The organism is Candidatus Competibacter phosphatis, assembly GCF_012939995.1.
Lineage (GTDB): Bacteria > Pseudomonadota > Gammaproteobacteria > Competibacterales > Competibacteraceae > Competibacter > Competibacter phosphatis.
In genome coordinates this window covers 1-15,690 of the sequence record NZ_SPMZ01000025.1, presented here as the reverse complement: position 1 = coordinate 15,690, position 15,690 = coordinate 1, and the positions used below count along the sequence as shown (strand labels likewise).

18 protein-coding genes and 1 pseudogene are annotated in these 15,690 nt (G+C 62.0%); 5 read left to right on the top strand and 14 right to left on the bottom strand.

Annotation, left to right across the window (positions count from 1 at the left end; translation table 11 throughout):
• Positions 1-42 precede the first annotated feature (42 nt).
• The 12 genes from E4P82_RS09285 to E4P82_RS09230 form a co-directional block, all read right to left on the bottom strand.
• Entirely contained in the window at positions 43-1,107 is a 1,065-nt protein-coding gene (locus E4P82_RS09285; RefSeq protein ID WP_169248617.1) for a lytic transglycosylase domain-containing protein, read from the bottom strand.
• A 274-nt stretch (positions 1,108-1,381) separates the two neighbouring features.
• Entirely contained in the window at positions 1,382-2,143 is a 762-nt protein-coding gene (locus tag E4P82_RS09280; RefSeq protein WP_169248616.1) for a type II secretion system protein N, read from the bottom strand.
• Positions 2,140-2,628 carry a type II secretion system protein GspM gene (gspM, locus tag E4P82_RS09275; RefSeq protein ID WP_169248615.1) on the bottom strand — a complete coding sequence of 163 codons (489 nt, stop codon included), beginning with the start codon at positions 2,626-2,628 and terminating at the stop codon, positions 2,140-2,142. The genes E4P82_RS09280 and gspM overlap by 4 nt, the downstream gene beginning before the upstream one ends.
• Positions 2,625-3,809, bottom strand: a complete 1,185-nt coding sequence (gene gspL / locus E4P82_RS09270; protein ID WP_169248614.1) for a type II secretion system protein GspL — start codon at positions 3,807-3,809, stop codon at positions 2,625-2,627. Before gspL ends, gspM begins: the two co-directional genes overlap by 4 nt.
• 6 nt (positions 3,810-3,815) lie before the next feature.
• A complete protein-coding gene (gene gspK / locus E4P82_RS09265; RefSeq protein ID WP_169248613.1) occupies positions 3,816-4,955 on the bottom strand; it encodes a type II secretion system minor pseudopilin GspK in 1,140 nt (379 codons plus the stop codon).
• A 19-nt stretch (positions 4,956-4,974) separates the two neighbouring features.
• Positions 4,975-5,598 (bottom strand): type II secretion system minor pseudopilin GspJ, encoded by a 624-nt coding sequence (gspJ, locus tag E4P82_RS09260; RefSeq protein WP_169248612.1) that lies wholly within the window; start codon positions 5,596-5,598, stop codon positions 4,975-4,977.
• Positions 5,595-6,059 carry a type II secretion system minor pseudopilin GspI gene (gspI, locus tag E4P82_RS09255; RefSeq protein ID WP_169248611.1) on the bottom strand — a complete coding sequence of 155 codons (465 nt, stop codon included), beginning with the start codon at positions 6,057-6,059 and terminating at the stop codon, positions 5,595-5,597. Before gspI ends, gspJ begins: the two co-directional genes overlap by 4 nt.
• Positions 6,056-6,580 carry a type II secretion system minor pseudopilin GspH gene (gene gspH, locus E4P82_RS09250; protein WP_169248610.1) on the bottom strand — a complete coding sequence of 175 codons (525 nt, stop codon included), beginning with the start codon at positions 6,578-6,580 and terminating at the stop codon, positions 6,056-6,058. Before gspH ends, gspI begins: the two co-directional genes overlap by 4 nt.
• Positions 6,581-6,619: 39 nt before the next feature.
• On the bottom strand, positions 6,620-7,087 hold the full coding sequence (gspG, locus tag E4P82_RS09245; protein ID WP_169248609.1) for a type II secretion system major pseudopilin GspG: 468 nt from the start codon (positions 7,085-7,087) through the stop codon (positions 6,620-6,622).
• A 44-nt stretch (positions 7,088-7,131) separates the two neighbouring features.
• Positions 7,132-7,725, bottom strand: coding sequence for a methionine biosynthesis protein MetW (metW, locus tag E4P82_RS09240; RefSeq protein ID WP_169248608.1), 594 nt, complete (start codon positions 7,723-7,725; stop codon positions 7,132-7,134).
• The gene (gene metX, locus E4P82_RS09235; protein WP_169248607.1) at positions 7,715-8,935 is read right to left on the bottom strand and encodes a homoserine O-succinyltransferase MetX; all 1,221 of its coding nucleotides are present in this window, start codon (positions 8,933-8,935) and stop codon (positions 7,715-7,717) included. The genes metW and metX overlap by 11 nt, the downstream gene beginning before the upstream one ends.
• A gap of 157 nt (positions 8,936-9,092) precedes the next feature.
• Positions 9,093-9,452 carry an ArsR/SmtB family transcription factor gene (locus E4P82_RS09230; protein ID WP_312914536.1) on the bottom strand — a complete coding sequence of 120 codons (360 nt, stop codon included), beginning with the start codon at positions 9,450-9,452 and terminating at the stop codon, positions 9,093-9,095.
• Positions 9,453-9,721: 269 nt separating this feature from the next.
• Between E4P82_RS09230 and arsB the strand changes: the two genes are divergently transcribed.
• From arsB to E4P82_RS09205, 5 genes and pseudogenes are all read left to right on the top strand, one after another.
• Complete coding sequence (gene arsB, locus E4P82_RS09225) at positions 9,722-10,819, top strand: ACR3 family arsenite efflux transporter (RefSeq protein ID WP_169248606.1); 1,098 nt, start codon at positions 9,722-9,724, stop codon at positions 10,817-10,819.
• A 94-nt stretch (positions 10,820-10,913) separates the two neighbouring features.
• The gene (locus E4P82_RS09220; protein ID WP_169248605.1) at positions 10,914-11,393 is read left to right on the top strand and encodes an arsenate reductase ArsC; all 480 of its coding nucleotides are present in this window, start codon (positions 10,914-10,916) and stop codon (positions 11,391-11,393) included.
• Between the two features lie 107 nt (positions 11,394-11,500).
• Positions 11,501-11,851: a metalloregulator ArsR/SmtB family transcription factor gene (locus tag E4P82_RS09215; protein WP_169248604.1), complete on the top strand. Its 351-nt coding sequence runs from the start codon at positions 11,501-11,503 to the stop codon at positions 11,849-11,851.
• Positions 11,852-11,935: 84 nt separating this feature from the next.
• Positions 11,936-13,250: pseudogene (locus E4P82_RS09210) on the top strand (permease).
• 16 nt (positions 13,251-13,266) lie between these two features.
• Positions 13,267-13,500 (top strand): thioredoxin family protein, encoded by a 234-nt coding sequence (locus E4P82_RS09205; protein WP_169248652.1) that lies wholly within the window; start codon positions 13,267-13,269, stop codon positions 13,498-13,500.
• 137 nt (positions 13,501-13,637) lie between these two features.
• Here E4P82_RS09205 and ychF read toward each other — a convergent pair whose 3' ends face one another.
• Both ychF and E4P82_RS09195 read right to left on the bottom strand, forming a co-directional pair.
• Entirely contained in the window at positions 13,638-14,729 is a 1,092-nt protein-coding gene (gene ychF, locus E4P82_RS09200; protein WP_169248603.1) for a redox-regulated ATPase YchF, read from the bottom strand.
• A gap of 370 nt (positions 14,730-15,099) precedes the next feature.
• Positions 15,100-15,657, bottom strand: a complete 558-nt coding sequence (locus E4P82_RS09195) for an NADPH-dependent FMN reductase (RefSeq protein ID WP_169248602.1) — start codon at positions 15,655-15,657, stop codon at positions 15,100-15,102.
• Between the last annotated feature and the right edge of the window lie 33 nt (positions 15,658-15,690).

The following is a 15,690-nucleotide window of genomic DNA, read 5'->3' as shown; positions in this document are numbered from 1 at the left end:
CCCCACAGGAGGGGTTTTTCATGGGAGGAAACCCGGGCGTTATCAGCGCAGACGAACGGTACTGACGGGTTCGGCCAGCGCCAGCGCCCGGTCAGCGGTGCCACGCTGGGTCAGGCGCAATACCGTCCCGGCCGGCAGCCAAACCATGGTTCCCGCCGGCAGCGCAACCCGTCCATCTTGCGCCGCGGGTTTCCATGCCTTGTTCAGATCGATCAATTCCCACGAGTTAACTTCGTAATAACTCGCTAACATTGGCATGGATACCGATTGCCGCAACCGGACCCGATCCAGGTTGAGGGGAGGTTCGTAGCTGACGCCCTCCGGGAAAAACCGCTGGGGATTGCGGGCGACATTGCGGGCCGCCAGAAATTCGGTATAGAAGTTCCGCGACGCGAACCCGAAATTGGACCCCGAGTAGCTCCGCACGATGGCGCCAATATCGTTGCCGAAAGCCTGCTGAGCGCGTTGCATGCCACCAACGCCGTGATTGTACGAAGTCAGCGCCAGCGGCCAACTACCCAGGCGGTCGTAAGCATCCCGCAGATAGCGAGAGGCACCCTGCGCCGATGCCACGGGATCGCGCCGCTCGTCCACGGCCGCGTTCAGCATCATGAATTGCCGCGCGGTGCCCGGCATGAACTGCCACATGCCCACCGCGCCGACCGAAGAAGCGGCATGGTTCTGAAAAGACGACTCCACATGCGGCAGATAGGCCAGATCCTCGGGCAAGCCGGCCTCGCGGAACACGCTGCGGAACGCCGCATCGTAGCGGCCACTGATTTCCAGACCCTGCTTAAAGCGCTCGCGCAGACCACGCTGGCTACGCAACCGTTCGCTGGCGCCGACGATGGCACCGGGTCCACCACTGCTTTTGCGGATGTAATTCGCCAAGGACTGCTCGGCCGGCGTCAGCGGGATGTTGGCCGCCGACTTGAACTCCACCTGGCGCAACAGCTCCTTCAGGGTTTCATAGTGCTCCTTGGCAAAGTTCTTTTGTTCGGCGGTTTGGCCTTCGTCCACTGGACCGGGCAAGGTAATCACCCCGTAGATGACATCCATGTAGCGGTCGTCGTGCAGGGCGATCTGACCGCGCCCCCCAGACTCCATAGACCTTGCTCCAAAATTCAACCTGCGGTTGTAGTTCCGGTGGCGCTGGAAATGCCGCATCGGGGGGCTTGCTCGCGCTGGCTGGAAGCCTGATCGGAGACGGTGCTGGCTCGGTGGTGGCGCAGGCAGCCAACATCAGCAGTGCCAGAAGGGCCAATAATCCGCGCAGTCGTGGTTGCATCGACGTTTTCTCCCTGGTTGTTGCTTTGCGATCGCGTGATTGGAGCGTGCTTGCGGGATCGAGGGGAATAAACCGCTCCCGTGGCGGCGGGGCCTACTTGGCCAGGGTACCCGAAAAGTCCAGCTTCCAGCGGCCGTCGCCACCGGGCGGCCCCAGCAGGTTCAGCATCTGGCGTAGAGCCTGGTTGCCGGCATCACGGACAGCGGCCGACCCGCTGAAACGATAACGACGGTCGGGCGATACATTCAAGATGCCCGCCAGATCCAGCGGCGCGTTGTTGTCCTTGACCACGCCCTGGAGGCCTTCCGGTGTTGCCGGACTCAGTTGCACCACGAAATCGCCAAGATTCAGCGGTTGGCCCAGCATGATATGTAAGTTTAACAAATGAACCACGCCAGCGGCCGATTGCGGCAGGCCGGCGGCGTTCAGCTTCAATTCCCGCAGGTCGAATTCCACCACTCCCCGCAGTGGCGGGGTGGGCTGGCCGGCCAATTCGCTCAGTTTGGCCAGCGGCAGGCGACCACTGAAATCGCGGAACCGCAGTTGGCGATCCCATCCTATCGCGACGTTTCCCATCAGTTTAGCGTCGGGATCATCGGTGTCCAGCCTGAATTCCAGCCATCCGCTCAACAGGACGAATGGCCGCCAGTTCCAATTCAGCTTTCCGATCGACGTATCGCGCCAGCTCACGCCCCAGGCCGAACCGTTGAGCACGGTCCCATCCACCGCTTGCACATTGAGGCCGGGCAATCGCTCGTCGAACAGACCGACCACCAAACCGGCCGGAGCCCGCAGCAACAGAAACAGCAAAAACGCCAGCAACCCCAGCAGGCCGTAACCCAAGAAACGCTTCATGGCCGGGTTTCCCGCAGGATGATGCGAGCATTCACCAGCCCGGTGGCATTGGCGCGATCGATACTCAAATTGACGATGGCGATGCGGTGATCATGCTCCAGCATCCCCAACCAGGGGATCAGTTTGTCGAACTCGACCCCATCCAATTGTGCGCTCAGTTTGTCTTCGCCCTGGGGCGCAACCCGTTTCAGGGCGCTTGCCAACCCCGCCGCCCGCGCGGTCTGATCCACCAGCGTGAGCAGAGAGCGGCCGTCGCGAGTGGGGCTGGTACCGGCATTGCCGCTCAGGCGCTTGACCTCCCGCGCGGCCTGCCGCATCCAGATTAGATCGGCGCGCTGCTCGGCGACGCGCTGCTGGAGTTGGCGATGGCTGGTCCGAAACGGCTCCCACACCAGCGCGTAACCCAGCAGTGCCAGCGTCAGCCCCAGTCCCCCGATGACTAACAGGCGCTCGCGAGCGCTCAGGGTTTCCCACCACGCTTTCATGAGGACGCTCTTTTCACCGTGATCTTGCTCTCCATCTGGCCTTCCCGCTGGGTGGTACGCATATCCATGCGCAGCCCCGGTTGCCGTTCGAACTGTTGCCGGAGCCGATCCAGCACCGCCGGGTCGCCTCCTTCCAGCGCCAGGTCCAATTGCCCGTCGCGGTAGCCGAGACCGCGCAAAGTGACGTTCGGAAAATGGGCCAGTGGCTGTGCGCCTTGGTAGAGCAGTTCCAGGAAACCACTGCCACCGCTGGGCGCCAGCTCCCGCAGGCGGGTTTCCATCTGCACCTTGGGATTGACGATCCGAGTCGCCTCCGGCAAGGCATCCTTGAAGGTCCGTTCGATCTCGGTCCGCAGCGCCGTAACCTCCCGTTGCAACCGCCAATGGTCGTACACCTGCCCGGCGATCTGCACCAGCAGCGTCATTCCCGCCAGCGCCGCTGCCGCCCGCCAGGGCCGCAGCCAGCGGCCCCAATGCGCTTGCCGGCTGTAACCGCCCTGCAGCAGGTTCAGAACGGTGGCTGGCTGGTAACCCGATGCGAACAGCGCCAGCGGCTCGCTTGGCGTATCTTCCAGGCTGGGTTCGACTTCTGTTTCAGCCAGTTCGGTTGCGGGAGCTCCCCAGACGCGCAGGCATCGAGGCTTGGTTTCGCCGGCTTCGGCCAGCGCCTGCGCGAGCAACAGCGCCAGATTGTCGCGCTCGGTGGCAAAGCCTTCCCAGCGGCCGGTACGCACCAGCGCCCGCCGCGCTTCCAGCAGCACGCTCCACTCGTCGTTTTGCCAAGGCAGCAGCAACGAGTCCGGCACGACAGCAGTCGGCGTCAGGCCAGCTTGATCGCAAGTTTCCAGCCAAGCGCTCAGCAAGATCCGATCGACGACCGCCACCGGCAGATAGCCACCATCCACCGCGCCGCCCAGCGCAAAATGCAGCGTCTCGATATCCTCGACCAGATAATCCTCCAGGGCGAATGGCACGGCCCGCGCCCAAGTGGAACGCTTGCGGCTGGGTAGGGCCAAGCGATGCAAAGTGACCGCTTCGCTCGGCGCGACCAGTATCTGGCGCGCGCCGTCGCTCTGGCTGGACAGATCGGCCAACGGACCGCGCTGGACCTCGCCGTCGGGACGCAGCCATTCCGCCTCATCGGCGGAAACGAATCGGAAAAAACAGAGCGGGGCAGGCACGTCGTCTCAATCCTGGTTGCCGAAACCGCGCCGCAGGACACGGACACCTTTTTCGTCGCGGAATAACATACTGTATAGCATGGCTCGGCCGTCGCCCACTCGCGCCTCGGCCCGTAATAGAAAATACTGGCTGGCGACACCGAGTTGGGCTTTCAGCTCCGCGTTCACGGTCAGATTGGCCGCGTTCAAAAAATCGTCCACCTTGTCATAACCCTCGTCGGGTCGGGTTTCCAACAGACGTTTCAGTTCGGTCACGTCCACACCGTCGTCGCTCAGCGCCGCCAGCACCGGTGCCAGCGCGGTGTTGACGTTCAGCGTGGTGCCCGGCGGCAGGGCACAGACATAGGGGGCCAGTTTATCGTAAATTTCCCGGTCCACGCCCTTGACCAGCCGCAGTTCCGAAACGCTGGTAAAGGGCTGGTTCGCGGCCAGGTACGCCGGATTCAATACCGTGTAATCGCTGTCCTCGGCCCCGTTTGGAAATAACGGGTCCCGGTCGGGATCAATCCAATCGACGATCGCCTGAGCCAGTTCCGGTTTCAATTCGAGGCTTTCCAGCAGACGTTGCAGCGCTTGCACCTGCGGTTGGTCGATCTGCCCTTGTTTGGATTGCGATTGCTTGGGTTTGGCGGGCGACTTGGGTTCGACGGGTGACTTGGGTTTGGCGGACGACGATTCCGCAGCGGGGTCCTCCGTCGCCGTTTGCGATTCCGTCTCCTGCTCCTCGCCTCCATCGGCGGGGCGCTCCCGATCATTCGCGTCGGGGTCGGGCGACTGTCCACCCGATGCCGGTTGCCATAGGTTGTTGAGGTTGAAACAACCTTGCAGGTCGCTGATCCGACCGGAAAGCTCGCCGCCCTCGACCGGCAGGACCAGCGGCAGCTTGGCCCATGTTTCGTTGGGATGATCGATTTTGTTTTCCTGACGGTCGCGCGCCAAAATGACCATCGCCCACTGTTCAAGGCCGAGCGTGTACAGCCGGGCCTGCTGCTGGTGCTGGAGCACAGTGCTACGACGGATCGCCAATTGCTGCAAGGTAGCCAAACTGGTGGCGGTGACGCTGGCAAGAAAAACGATCAGCAGCACGGTGATCAGCGCCACACCGGCTTGATGACCGGTGCGCGCGACACGGTTGCTCGGCGGCACGACCGATCCAACGCCGGGATCAGCCGGCCAAAGGAAACAGCCGAGTGATTTCACCCCAGTCCTCCAGCGTCAGACTTACTTCCACCGCCCGAGGCAAGACCACGGAATCACGTCGTTCGGTTTCGCCATCGTCGCTGGCGGCGGGCGGTGGCCAGTCGTCTTGCCAAGCGTCGTCCGCATCCAAGAACCGCACCTTGAGTTCTTGCACCTGGTCCAACAATAAGGTCTCACGCGGCTCGATCAGCCCTCCTCGGTCCAAGACTTGCCAGTGTAGCCGCCATAGCCGGCCCTCGCGCAGCCGGTAGGCGACCCGTTGCAGGGTCGCGCGCGACTGGCCGAGCGGGTTATCCCAACCGGCGCGGGTCAGGGTCAGCGCGTCGCTGGCCAACGCGCCGCCTTGCAGAGCGGGCTGAGGATCACCGTATTCGTCGCGAATACCGCGCGCCAGGGTTTGCTCGACGTCCTGTTCCATGCGGTAAACCGCCAATTGAACCGCCGCCAACCGGCGGCTTTGTTCCTCTACGGCGGCTCGGGTGAACAAGACGTTGCGCAAGCCGCCGTAAGCGGCAATGGCCATGATGGCAAACACCGCCAGGGCGACTAGCAATTCCAGCAGGGTGAAGCCGCGCGCCGCGATCTTCATGAGGGGGTAACGGCCGTCTTTGGCGATGCGGGCGAGGGACGCTCGCGCTCGGGGGTCTGGCCCTCGGGCTGGGTCCGATCCGCCGGGGGCTTTTTCGGCGGTCGACCCTTGAACGCCACCAGCTTGCCCAGAACTGGTCCACCTTCGCCGGCCCACACCGTGACCTCAAGGCGGCGCATGTCGGGATCGTCGGTCTTGTCGAAACGAGCTTCCCAGCGCCAGACGCGATTCGCGAGTTCGGTCTCGCCCTTACGCGAGCCTTCCTCAGGCCAGGCGGTGGGGGCAAGCAGTAGTTCGTTGACCTTATTGAGGGCGACCCAACTGGCGAACGTTCGATCGCGCAGCACGCCGACGGTGTTGACGCTCTGAGTGGTCGCGCCGATGACCGCGCCCATGGCGATGGCCAATACCGCCAGCGCCACCAGCACTTCCAGCAGGGTAAAACCAGTCGCGCGCTTCATCGCTCCACCGCGCCCGCTGTTAGCCGCCCCAAAGCGTCGCCGGCAACTCGGTACAAGGGTGCATCCGGTCCCTGGTCGTCGGCGAAACCAAATACCGCGACGAATTCGGTGGCTTCGCCGCTGGCCAGCAGCAGCACCTGCGGCAACCGGTCAGTGGCGGCGAGTGCCGCCGGCCGATCGTCAATCCAAAGCCCAAGGACGATGTCCTTGGGTAGTTCGCGCTGAACCAGGGTGGTCGCGGCGGCCGGTGGTTGCCATTCGCCCTGTTCGTTCAGGCTCAGGATCGCGTAACCGGTGCGAGTAAAGCGAATACCGCGTACCTCACCGCGCAGGATGGCCTCTTGCTGGTGCAGTTCCACCAGCGCCGCCAACCGTTGCCCTTCCTCCGCCAATCGTTCCTTCGGCCCACCGCCCACCGACAGCAGGGCAAAGCCGGTCATGATGCCGATCAACAACATCACGACCATGACTTCGAGCAGGGTGAAACCGCGCGGTGGCAACGTCATTCGCACGGCTGGCATCGCAACACTCGGCTCCCGCCATCTCGCCGCTGACGACGCTTATTCGTCCAGGTTCCAGTTGCCGATATCGGCGTCCACGCCCTCGCCACCCGGCTGTCCGTCGGCGCCGAGCGAGTAGATGTCGAGGTCGCCGTGCTGACCGGGGCTGAGATATTGATAGGGTTTGCCCCAAGGGTCATTGGGCAGCTTGTCCAGATAGCCGCCCTCTTGCCAGTGCGCGGCCTCGGCCGGCTTCTGCACCAACGCTTCCAATCCCTGTTCGGTGGTCGGGTAACGGAAATTGTGCAGCCGGTACAAATCGAGTTGATTCTTGATCACCCGGATGTCCTGCTTGGCCTTGACCACTCGCGCCTTGTCGGGGTTGTCCATGATGCGAGGCACCACCACGGCGGCCAGGATGCTGAGGATCACCACCACGACCATGACTTCGATCAGGGTGAAGCCACGCCGGCGGGCGGGTCGGTCTTGTCGCCGAAGGCGATGGACTGCGAGTACGGTTGCGAACATTGAATCTCCCCGAAATCCGATCCTGACGTTGGCCGGCGGGCGCATCAGGCGCGACCCAGCCGGTAAAGGGCGATTTCACCCAACAGATTGGGCCACAAGCGCGGTCCCAGCCGGGGTTGGTGAGCGTGGTCCAGCACCATGCGCTGCAAGATGTCGATCCGTTTGTGCCGACACAATGCCTCGAAATCGCGAATGGTAAACAGATGCACGTTGGGCGTGTCGTACCACTGATAAGGTAACGCCTTGCCGACCGGCATCAAGCCATGCAGGGCGACCTGCAACCGACCGCGCCAGAAGCCGAAATTGGGGAAGGTCACGATACCTTGCCGGCCCACCCGCAGCATTTCGTCCAACAACCGTTCGGTGTGCCGAACGGCCTGCAGGGTCTGGGTCATGATGACATAGTCGAAGCTGCTGTCGCCGAAATCCTCCAGGCCCGCTTCCAGATCGGCGTGAATCACGTTCACCCCCGCCCGAATGCATTTGACAATGTTGGCGCTGTCGATTTCCAAACCGTAGCCGCCGACCTGCCGGCGCTCGTGCAGATAGGCCAGCAGCGCTCCGTCGCCGCAACCCAAATCCAGCACCCGCGTACCGGGACGGATCCATTCGCTGATCAGTTCCAGTTCAGGCCGCATGGGCGTTCACCTCGGTTGCGGCGGGCACGGCGGTGTGGGCGGGTTCGGAAGTTCGGCCGTTCACCTCACGAGCGACCCGACTCAGGTAGCCGTGCAGCGTTTCATGATACAGCGGGATCGGCATCAGAAAAGCGTCGTGGCCAGACTCCGAGGCAATTTCGCTGTAGCTGACCTCGCGACCGGCCCGGACCAGTGCCCGCACGATCTCGCGCGAGCGGGCCGGCGCGAACCGCCAGTCGCTGGTGAAGGAAACCACCAGGAATCGCGCCTGCGTTCGATGGAAAGCCGCCGACAGATCCTGATCGAAACTCGCCGCCGGATCGAAATAGTCCAGGGTCTTGGTCATCAACAGGTAGGTGTTGGCATCGAAACGGTCGACGAAGGCCTTGCCCTGATGGCGCAAATAGCTCTCCACTTGGAATTCGGTGTCGAAATTGAAGTTGAAGTTGGGCGTGCCTTCACGCAGCTCGCGGCCGAACTTGGCGCGCATGCCTTCGTCGGACAGATAGGTGATATGGCCAAGCATCCGGGCGATCATCAATCCGCGGCGCGGCACCACCCCGAATTCGTAATAGTGCCCATGATGAAAATCGGGGTCGGAGATGATCGCCTGACGCGCCACTTCGTTGAAGGCGATGTTTTGCGCCGACAGTCGCGGCGCGGCGGCGATGACCAGCACATGGCGCACCCGGTCGGGATAGCTGATCGCCCATTGCATGGCCTGCATGCCGCCCAGACTGCCGCCGATCACCGCCGCCCACTGCCCGATGCCGAGCCGGTCGGCCAAGCGGGCCTGGCTGCGCACCCAGTCCTTGACAGTGACGATGGGAAAATCCGGGCCGTAGGGCTTGCGGTTTTCCGGGTTGATCGAGGTGGGGCCGGTGGAACCCTTGCAGCCGCCCAGATTGTTGCAGCAGACCACGAAGAATTCCCGGGTATCGAACGGCTTGCCGGGGCCGATGCAGTTGTCCCACCAACCCAGCTTGTTCGGATCGGTGCCCTCGTGACAACCGGCGGCGTGATGGTCGCTGGAAAGGGCATGGCAAATCAGCACGGCGTTGCTGTGATCGGCGTTCAGCGTGCCATAAGTCTCATAAACGAGTTCGTATTCCGCCAGGGACCGGCCGCAATCCAGGGCCAGCGGTTCTTCGAACTGGAGGATCTGGGGCGTGACCAGACCGACGGAATCCGGGGGAAAGTGATGCGGCATAAGCTCCTGACCGTTGTGGTAACGTCCTTAGGGGGTAGTGTCATGAAAAATCTAGTCTAATCGGCCCGACGCTTAGCGGCAACCGAGCGAGAATCGGCGCTCGGGGCTATCGCGTCATGGGGAAGGAATATTGACAACCAGTTGTAACTAAATAATTTCATGACTGTTTCTCAGGCGGATCGCTCCTGGTAACTTCCTCTTCGCAGGTCGGGATCGCACAGATTTCCGGATGCCCGGCACAGCAATTCTCGGTCAGATACCCCAGCACGGCGTTGATGGCACCGAAGTCGGCGGAATAGATCAGCGAGCGGCTTTGCCGAACCCGTTGGATCAAACCGGCATGTTGCAGCGTTTTCAGATGAAACGATAGGGTCGGCAACGGCAGACCGAAGCGTTCGCCGATCTGTCCGGCCGGCACGCCGACGGAACCCACTTCCACCAGATAGCGAAAAATATCCAGGCGCGTTTCCTGGGCCAACGCACTAAGCGCGGCCAATACGGCTGATTTTTTCATCATGTCGTCATCTTGGGAACAAACACTACGCTATCAAGAATCGCCATTGGGCAATGCTCAGACAAGACATCGCGCGACATGACTCACCCGATTCGCAGCGCGCGCTCTAACAAGGGTTCTTCGGCTCAGCAATTCAGTGATGTTGATTTCGATTTATAATTTTCATTATTATGAAAATATAGAATTTAAAGGCACCCATCCATGCGCTGGATAACATCGAGTTGCAGTCCAAGCTGGATGAGATTGGCAAAATCTGTATTGGAGAACAATGAATGAGCGCAGCCTGCGAGGTCGCCGCCCAACAGGCGGAAGGTACCCGACTCGGGGTGTTCGAGCGTTACCTGACGCTGTGGGTGGCGCTGTGCATCGTGACCGGCATCGTGCTGGGGCACTTCCTGCCGGGCGTGTTCCAGGCCATCGGCAAGTTGGAAATCGCCCAAGTCAACCTGCCGGTGGCGGTACTGATCTGGCTGATGATCATCCCGATGCTGGTCAAGATCGACTTCGCCGCGCTGCGTGAGGTCGGCCAATACTGGCGCGGGATCGGCGTGACCCTGCTGATCAACTGGGGCATCAAGCCATTTTCGATGGCGCTGCTGGGCTGGCTGTTCGTCGGCGGGCTGTTCGCGCCGCTGTTGCCGGCGGATCGGATCGAATCCTACATCGCCGGCTTGATCCTGCTGGCCGCCGCGCCTTGCACCGCGATGGTGTTCGTGTGGAGCAATCTGACCACGGGCGAACCGCATTTCACTCTAAGTCAGGTGGCACTCAACGACATCATCATGGTGTTCGCCTTCGGCCCCATCGTCGGCCTGCTGCTAGGCATGACCTCAATCGTCGTGCCGTGGGATACCCTGTTTCTGTCGGTGGTGCTGTACATCGCGATTCCCCTGATCATCGCCCAAGTCGTGCGTGGCACGATCCTGAAATCCCAGGGTCCAGCGGGACTGGCGCGTCTGCTCGACATGCTTGGCCCAAGCTCGCTGACCGCGCTGCTGACCACCTTGGTGTTGCTGTTCGGCTTCCAGGGCGAGCAGATCGTGAAGCAACCGCTGGTGATCCTGCTGCTGGCGATTCCGATCCTGTTCCAGGTGTTCTTCAACGCCGGGCTGGCCTACTGGCTCAACCGTCAGGTCGGATCGCCGCATTGCGTGGCCGGTCCCTCGGCCCTGATTGGGGCCAGCAATTTCTTCGAATTGGCGGTGGCGGCAGCCATTGCGCTATTCGGCTTTGAGTCCGGCGCGGCGCTGGCCACCGTGGTGGGGGTCCTCATCGAAGTGCCGGTGATGCTGATCGTCGCCGGGATCGTCAATCGCAGCCGCGCGTGGTACGAGCGGAGGCCGAACCAGCCGGCAACGGAGATCGTTTAGCTACTTTTGGCGATTCCAGCGCGGCTGACAGGTCATCCCATCGCCTTCGTTCAGCCGCCGCCATGCTCCTCAACCCGACCTGAAAGGCTGCATCATGAACGTCCTGTTTCTCTGCACCGGTAATTCCTGTCGCTCGATTCTGGGCGAAGCCACCTTCAATCATCTGGCGCCGTCGGGTTGGAAGGCGCTGAGCGCCGGCAGCCATCCGACCGGCCAAATTCACCCGCGTTCGCTGGCCCTGCTGGCGCGCGAGGGTATCTCGACCGAGGGCTATCACAGCAAATCCTGGGACGATCTGCCCGTCACGCCCGACATCGTGATTACGGTCTGCGCCAGCGCGGCGGGCGAAACCTGCCCAGCGTATCTGGGACCGGTGCTCCGAACGCACTGGGGCGTGGACGACCCGGCCCACGCCACCGGCGGTGATGCGGAGATCGATGCGGCTTTCCTGCACGCTTATCGGATACTGCGCGCCCGTATCGAAGCTTTTTTCGCGCTGCCGTTGGCTGAATTGCAGAATGATCGCGCCCGTCTGAAGGCCGAGATGGGCCGTATCGGTACTCTGCTACCGTAACCGCCGATCGAGGCGCCACCATCCGAGTGGCGCCCACTCTGCCGGCCCTTGCAATTACTCTGGATCGTGATATATATGGATATACGAATATGCGGATTAAAAGCCTCATGCCTCATGCTCATCGCTTTTTCCAAGCCCTGGCCGACACCACCCGGCTGCGCTGCCTGATGCTGATGGTGGCGGAAGAGGAAATCTGTGTCTGCGAGATGACGCACGCTCTGGGTGAAATCCAACCCAAGATCTCGCGGCATCTGGCGGCGCTGCGAGCGGCCGGTTTCATCCTCGACCGCCGCGAAGCGCAGTGGATTTACTACCGCCTGCACCCCGATCTCCCCGCCTGGATGCACGAGGTTCTATCGACCTGCCAGCGGGCGCTGGCCGAGCAAACCCCGTTTTCCACCGACCGCGCCGCGCTGGCGGACATGCCCAATCGGCCCCAGCGGCGCTGCGCGGCCTGAACGAGGAGTTCCGCCATGGCAACTCTATCCACCTCCCCCGCGTCGACGAATGCGTTCGCCGACGCACTGAATCGGCTACGCGCCATGGCACGGGACTACCCTGCCGAATTCAAATGGCTGGGCGGCATCGTCGCCGTGTTCCTGCTGGTCTTTTTCATGCCGGTGGGCGCGGCTCGATTCGACAACGCCATTCTGGAAGGACTGGCGCTGCTCCATTGGTACGCTCGCGAGCATGTGATGCTCTGCCTGGTGCCGGCCTTCTTCATTGCCGGAGCCATCGCGGTGTTCATCAGCCAGAACGCCGTCATGAAATATCTCGGTCCTGCCGCCCACAAGGTCGCCGCCTATGGGGTAGCCTCGGTGTCCGGCTCGATCTTGGCGGTGTGCTCCTGCACCGTACTGCCCTTGTTCGGCGGCATCTATCGACGCGGCGCGGGACTCGGCCCAGCCATTGCGTTTCTCTATTCCGGCCCCGCGATCAATGTGCTGGCCATCGTGCTCACCGCCAAGATCCTCGGCGTGGAACTGGGCGTGGCGCGGGCGGTGGGCGCGGTGAGTTTCGCGCTGGTGATCGGGTTGATCATGCACTGGATTTACCGCTGCGAGGAGCAAACGCGGGCGGCGAATCAGCAAGGGTTTGTACTAGGCACTGACCAAGGCCGACCGCTGGGCGACACCGCCACGTTTTTCGCCTTGCAGGTGGCGGTGTTGGTGTTCGCCAACTGGGCGCCCGCCAGTGCCGAAGACAGCGCGGTGTGGCACGCGATCTTCGCCTGGAAGTGGCCGCTGACCGCGCTGGCGGGTCTGAGCCTGGCCGGATTGCTGGTCTGGCGCTGGCGGTGGCGCTGGCCGCCGTTGGCCGCGACCGTCGTCGTCGTCGCCGTCTTGTCGATACTGATTCCACGACATCCCGAACTGGCGTTCAGCGCCGGTTTGATCGGTTTGACCTTGGCCGCCGCGACGCAAGTCGGCGATGGCGAGGAATGGCTAGGCCAGACCTGGAGTTTCGCCAAGCTGATTTTGCCGCTGTTGCTGGGGGGGCGTGCTGCTGGCGGGATTTCTGCTGGGGCGCCCCGGCCATGAGGGCATCATCCCGTCCGAATGGGTGGGCGCGGCGGTGGGTGGCAATTCGCTGGTGGCCAATGTGCTGGCCGCGCTGGTGGGAGCGTTCATGTACTTCGCGACCCTGACCGAAGTGCCCATCGTTCAAGGTCTGCTCGGCGCCGGCATGGGTAAAGGACCGGCGCTGGCGTTGCTGCTGGCGGGACCGGCGCTGTCCTTACCGAACATGCTGGTGATTCGCGGTATTCTCGGCACCGAAAAGACGCTGGTTTACTGCGCGCTGGTGGTGGTCATGGCGACTCTCTCCGGCGTGCTGTTCGGTATGTTCTATCCATAGGGGAATCAGGATCATGATGAAGTTGCAAATTCTGGGTAGCGGTTGCGCGAAATGCGCCACTCTCGGCCAGCATGCCAGCGATGCCGCTCAGGCGCTGGGCCTGGAGTATGAGTTGGAGAAAGTGACCGACATCAACGCCATCATCGACGCCGGGGTGATGACCACGCCGGCGCTGGCGGTGAACGGGGAGATCAAGAGCACCGGCAAGGTGTTGTCGGTGGAAGAGATCAAGAAGCTGTTAAGCGCCTGACGCCGCTTGCCCAGCCCAGCCGTGAACCTCGCCCACAGCACCAAGGTTGGCGAGAAACGATCAGAGCATCCATGATCGTCTGACAGCATTCCTCCTCCAGACCATGGAGTCTGGGTGGGCGTGGCCATGCCCGCCGCCTAGACGTTGAAGCGGAAGTGCATGACGTCGCCTTCCTGGACCATGTAGTCCTTGCCCTCCAATCGCCACTTGCCCGCCTCCCGTGCGCCGGATTCGCCGCCGCAGGCGATGTAATCGGCATAGGCGATCACCTCGGCGCGAATGAAACCGCGCTCGAAATCGGTGTGAATCACGCCCGCCGCTTGCGGCGCGGTGGCACCAGCTCGAACAGTCCAGGCCCGTACTTCCTTGGGACCGGCGGTAAAGTAGGTTTCCAGCCCAAGCAACTTGTAGGCGGCGTGGATCACCCGATCCAGCCCCGGTTCGGACAGGCCGTAGTCAGCCAGAAATTCGGCCTTGTCGGCGTCCTCCAGTTCCGCCAACTCCGCTTCGATCGCCGCGCACACCGGCACCATCTCGGCGCCTTCCCGCTCCGCAATGCCCCTGACCTGATCCAGCAACGGGTTATCGACGAAGCCGTCTTCGGCAATGTTGGCGATGTAAAGCACCGGCTTGGCGGTCAGCAGGAACAACTCCCGCAGTTGCTCGCGTTCCGTCGCGGCCAGCGCCAGGGTCCGCACTGGTGCACCCGTATCCAGATGGGCTTGCACCCGTTCCAACAGCGCCTTGCGTTCCAGTGCTTCCCGTCCACCGGCCTTGGCCGCCTTCTCGGCACGCAGCAACGCTTTTTCCACGGCCGCCAGGTCGGCCAGCGCCAATTCGGTATTGATGGTCTCGATATCCTCGCGCGGATCGACCCGCCCGGACACATGAATCACGTCGTCGTTCGCGAAACAGCGCACCACCTGGGCGATGGCATCGGTCTCGCGGATATGGGCCAGAAATTGATTACCCAATCCCTCGCCCTTGGAAGCGCCCGCCACCAATCCGGCGATATCGACGAACTCGACCGTGGCCGGCACGATTTTCTGGGGTTTGACGATGGTGGCCAGGGCCTCCAAGCGTGGATCGGGCACCAGTACCATCCCGACATTGGGGTCGATGGTGCAGAACGGGTAATTCTCGGCCTGGATACCCGCCTTGGTGAGCGCATTGAACAACGTGGATTTGCCGACGTTCGGCAACCCGACAATACCGCATTTGAGAGACATAATGACCTTTCAGTTGAATTTCTGATGGCGGATTCGCCAGATGCTCGCAATTGCCGTACTCGAACGGTCATCGAAGAATAATTCGGCATCTGACCTCATCCCTGACTGCTGCAGGGGCGTCATGATAAGGCTTTTGTCGGCAAACGCTAAGTACAGGACAAAAAATCCAAGTCATTGATGGATAATCATGTTCAAGAATTTCTTGGCGACCGCGTTCACTCCCAATGAATGAATCCGTTTCGGTCCTTCAGGCGGTAATGCCTACAACGCTTTTTTCGCTCTTTCGAGATCGACCACGACGTTCTGGCCTGGAGACCCTTGGCTTCGAGAAACTGCGGGTCGTCTCAGTCCCTGATCTGCTGGGTCGCGTCTAGACGTGACGTTCCACCCACTGGGCGAAGGACTGCATGAACTTGGTCAAAAATTCACGCGTCGCTTCATTGCTCAATGCGCCCTGTTCGTCGAACAGCGCGGCCGCGTTGCCGATATAGGCTTCCGGCTGCTGCATCGCCGGCATGTTCAAACTGACCAAGGGTTGACGAAGATGATGGTTCGCGCCGAATCCGCCGAGTGCGCCGGGAGACTGGCTGATCACGGCGCAGGGCTTCCCGATCAACGCGCCCTGACCATAGGGACGTGAGCCCACGTCGATCGCGTTCTTGAGCGCGCCCGGAATCGATCGGTTGAACTCGGGCGTGATAAAGAGCACACCTTGCTTCGTCTGGATCTGTTGGCGGAAGGCCAGCCACTCCCAAGGTGGCGTGCCTTCGTCGAGATCCGCGTTGTAATGGGGCATCGCGCCAATCTCGACGATTTCCAAATCCAACGAGGCGGGCGCCAGGGCACTCACCGCATGAGCCATCTTCCGGCTGAGCGAATCTCGGCGCAGGCTACCGATGAGTACGGCAATGGGGTAAGTCGTAGACATGTGAATTCCTTGGTCGAGGGATGAGAGGATGAT

Bases quoted from the DNA above. Each gene is read 5' to 3' on its own strand.
- E4P82_RS09285 (WP_169248617.1), bottom strand. From the start codon at position 1,107: ATGGAGTCTGGGGGGCGCGGTCAGATCGCCCTGCACGACGACCGCTAC.
- E4P82_RS09205 (WP_169248652.1), top strand. From the start codon at position 13,267: ATGAAGTTGCAAATTCTGGGTAGCGGTTGCGCGAAATGCGCCACTCTC.
- E4P82_RS09280 (WP_169248616.1), bottom strand. From the start codon at position 2,143: ATGAAGCGTTTCTTGGGTTACGGCCTGCTGGGGTTGCTGGCGTTTTTG.
- E4P82_RS09230 (WP_312914536.1), bottom strand. From the start codon at position 9,452: ATGATGAAAAAATCAGCCGTATTGGCCGCGCTTAGTGCGTTGGCCCAG.
- metW (WP_169248608.1), bottom strand. From the start codon at position 7,725: ATGCGGCCTGAACTGGAACTGATCAGCGAATGGATCCGTCCCGGTACG.
- gspH (WP_169248610.1), bottom strand. From the start codon at position 6,580: ATGCCAGCCGTGCGAATGACGTTGCCACCGCGCGGTTTCACCCTGCTC.
- E4P82_RS09215 (WP_169248604.1), top strand. From the start codon at position 11,501: ATGCCTCATGCTCATCGCTTTTTCCAAGCCCTGGCCGACACCACCCGG.
- arsB (WP_169248606.1), top strand. From the start codon at position 9,722: ATGAGCGCAGCCTGCGAGGTCGCCGCCCAACAGGCGGAAGGTACCCGA.
- gspM (WP_169248615.1), bottom strand. From the start codon at position 2,628: ATGAAAGCGTGGTGGGAAACCCTGAGCGCTCGCGAGCGCCTGTTAGTC.
- gspG (WP_169248609.1), bottom strand. From the start codon at position 7,087: ATGTTCGCAACCGTACTCGCAGTCCATCGCCTTCGGCGACAAGACCGA.
- ychF (WP_169248603.1), bottom strand. From the start codon at position 14,729: ATGTCTCTCAAATGCGGTATTGTCGGGTTGCCGAACGTCGGCAAATCC.
- E4P82_RS09195 (WP_169248602.1), bottom strand. From the start codon at position 15,657: ATGTCTACGACTTACCCCATTGCCGTACTCATCGGTAGCCTGCGCCGA.
- metX (WP_169248607.1), bottom strand. From the start codon at position 8,935: ATGCCGCATCACTTTCCCCCGGATTCCGTCGGTCTGGTCACGCCCCAG.
- gspI (WP_169248611.1), bottom strand. From the start codon at position 6,059: ATGAAGCGCGCGACTGGTTTTACCCTGCTGGAAGTGCTGGTGGCGCTG.
- E4P82_RS09220 (WP_169248605.1), top strand. From the start codon at position 10,914: ATGAACGTCCTGTTTCTCTGCACCGGTAATTCCTGTCGCTCGATTCTG.
- gspJ (WP_169248612.1), bottom strand. From the start codon at position 5,598: ATGAAGATCGCGGCGCGCGGCTTCACCCTGCTGGAATTGCTAGTCGCC.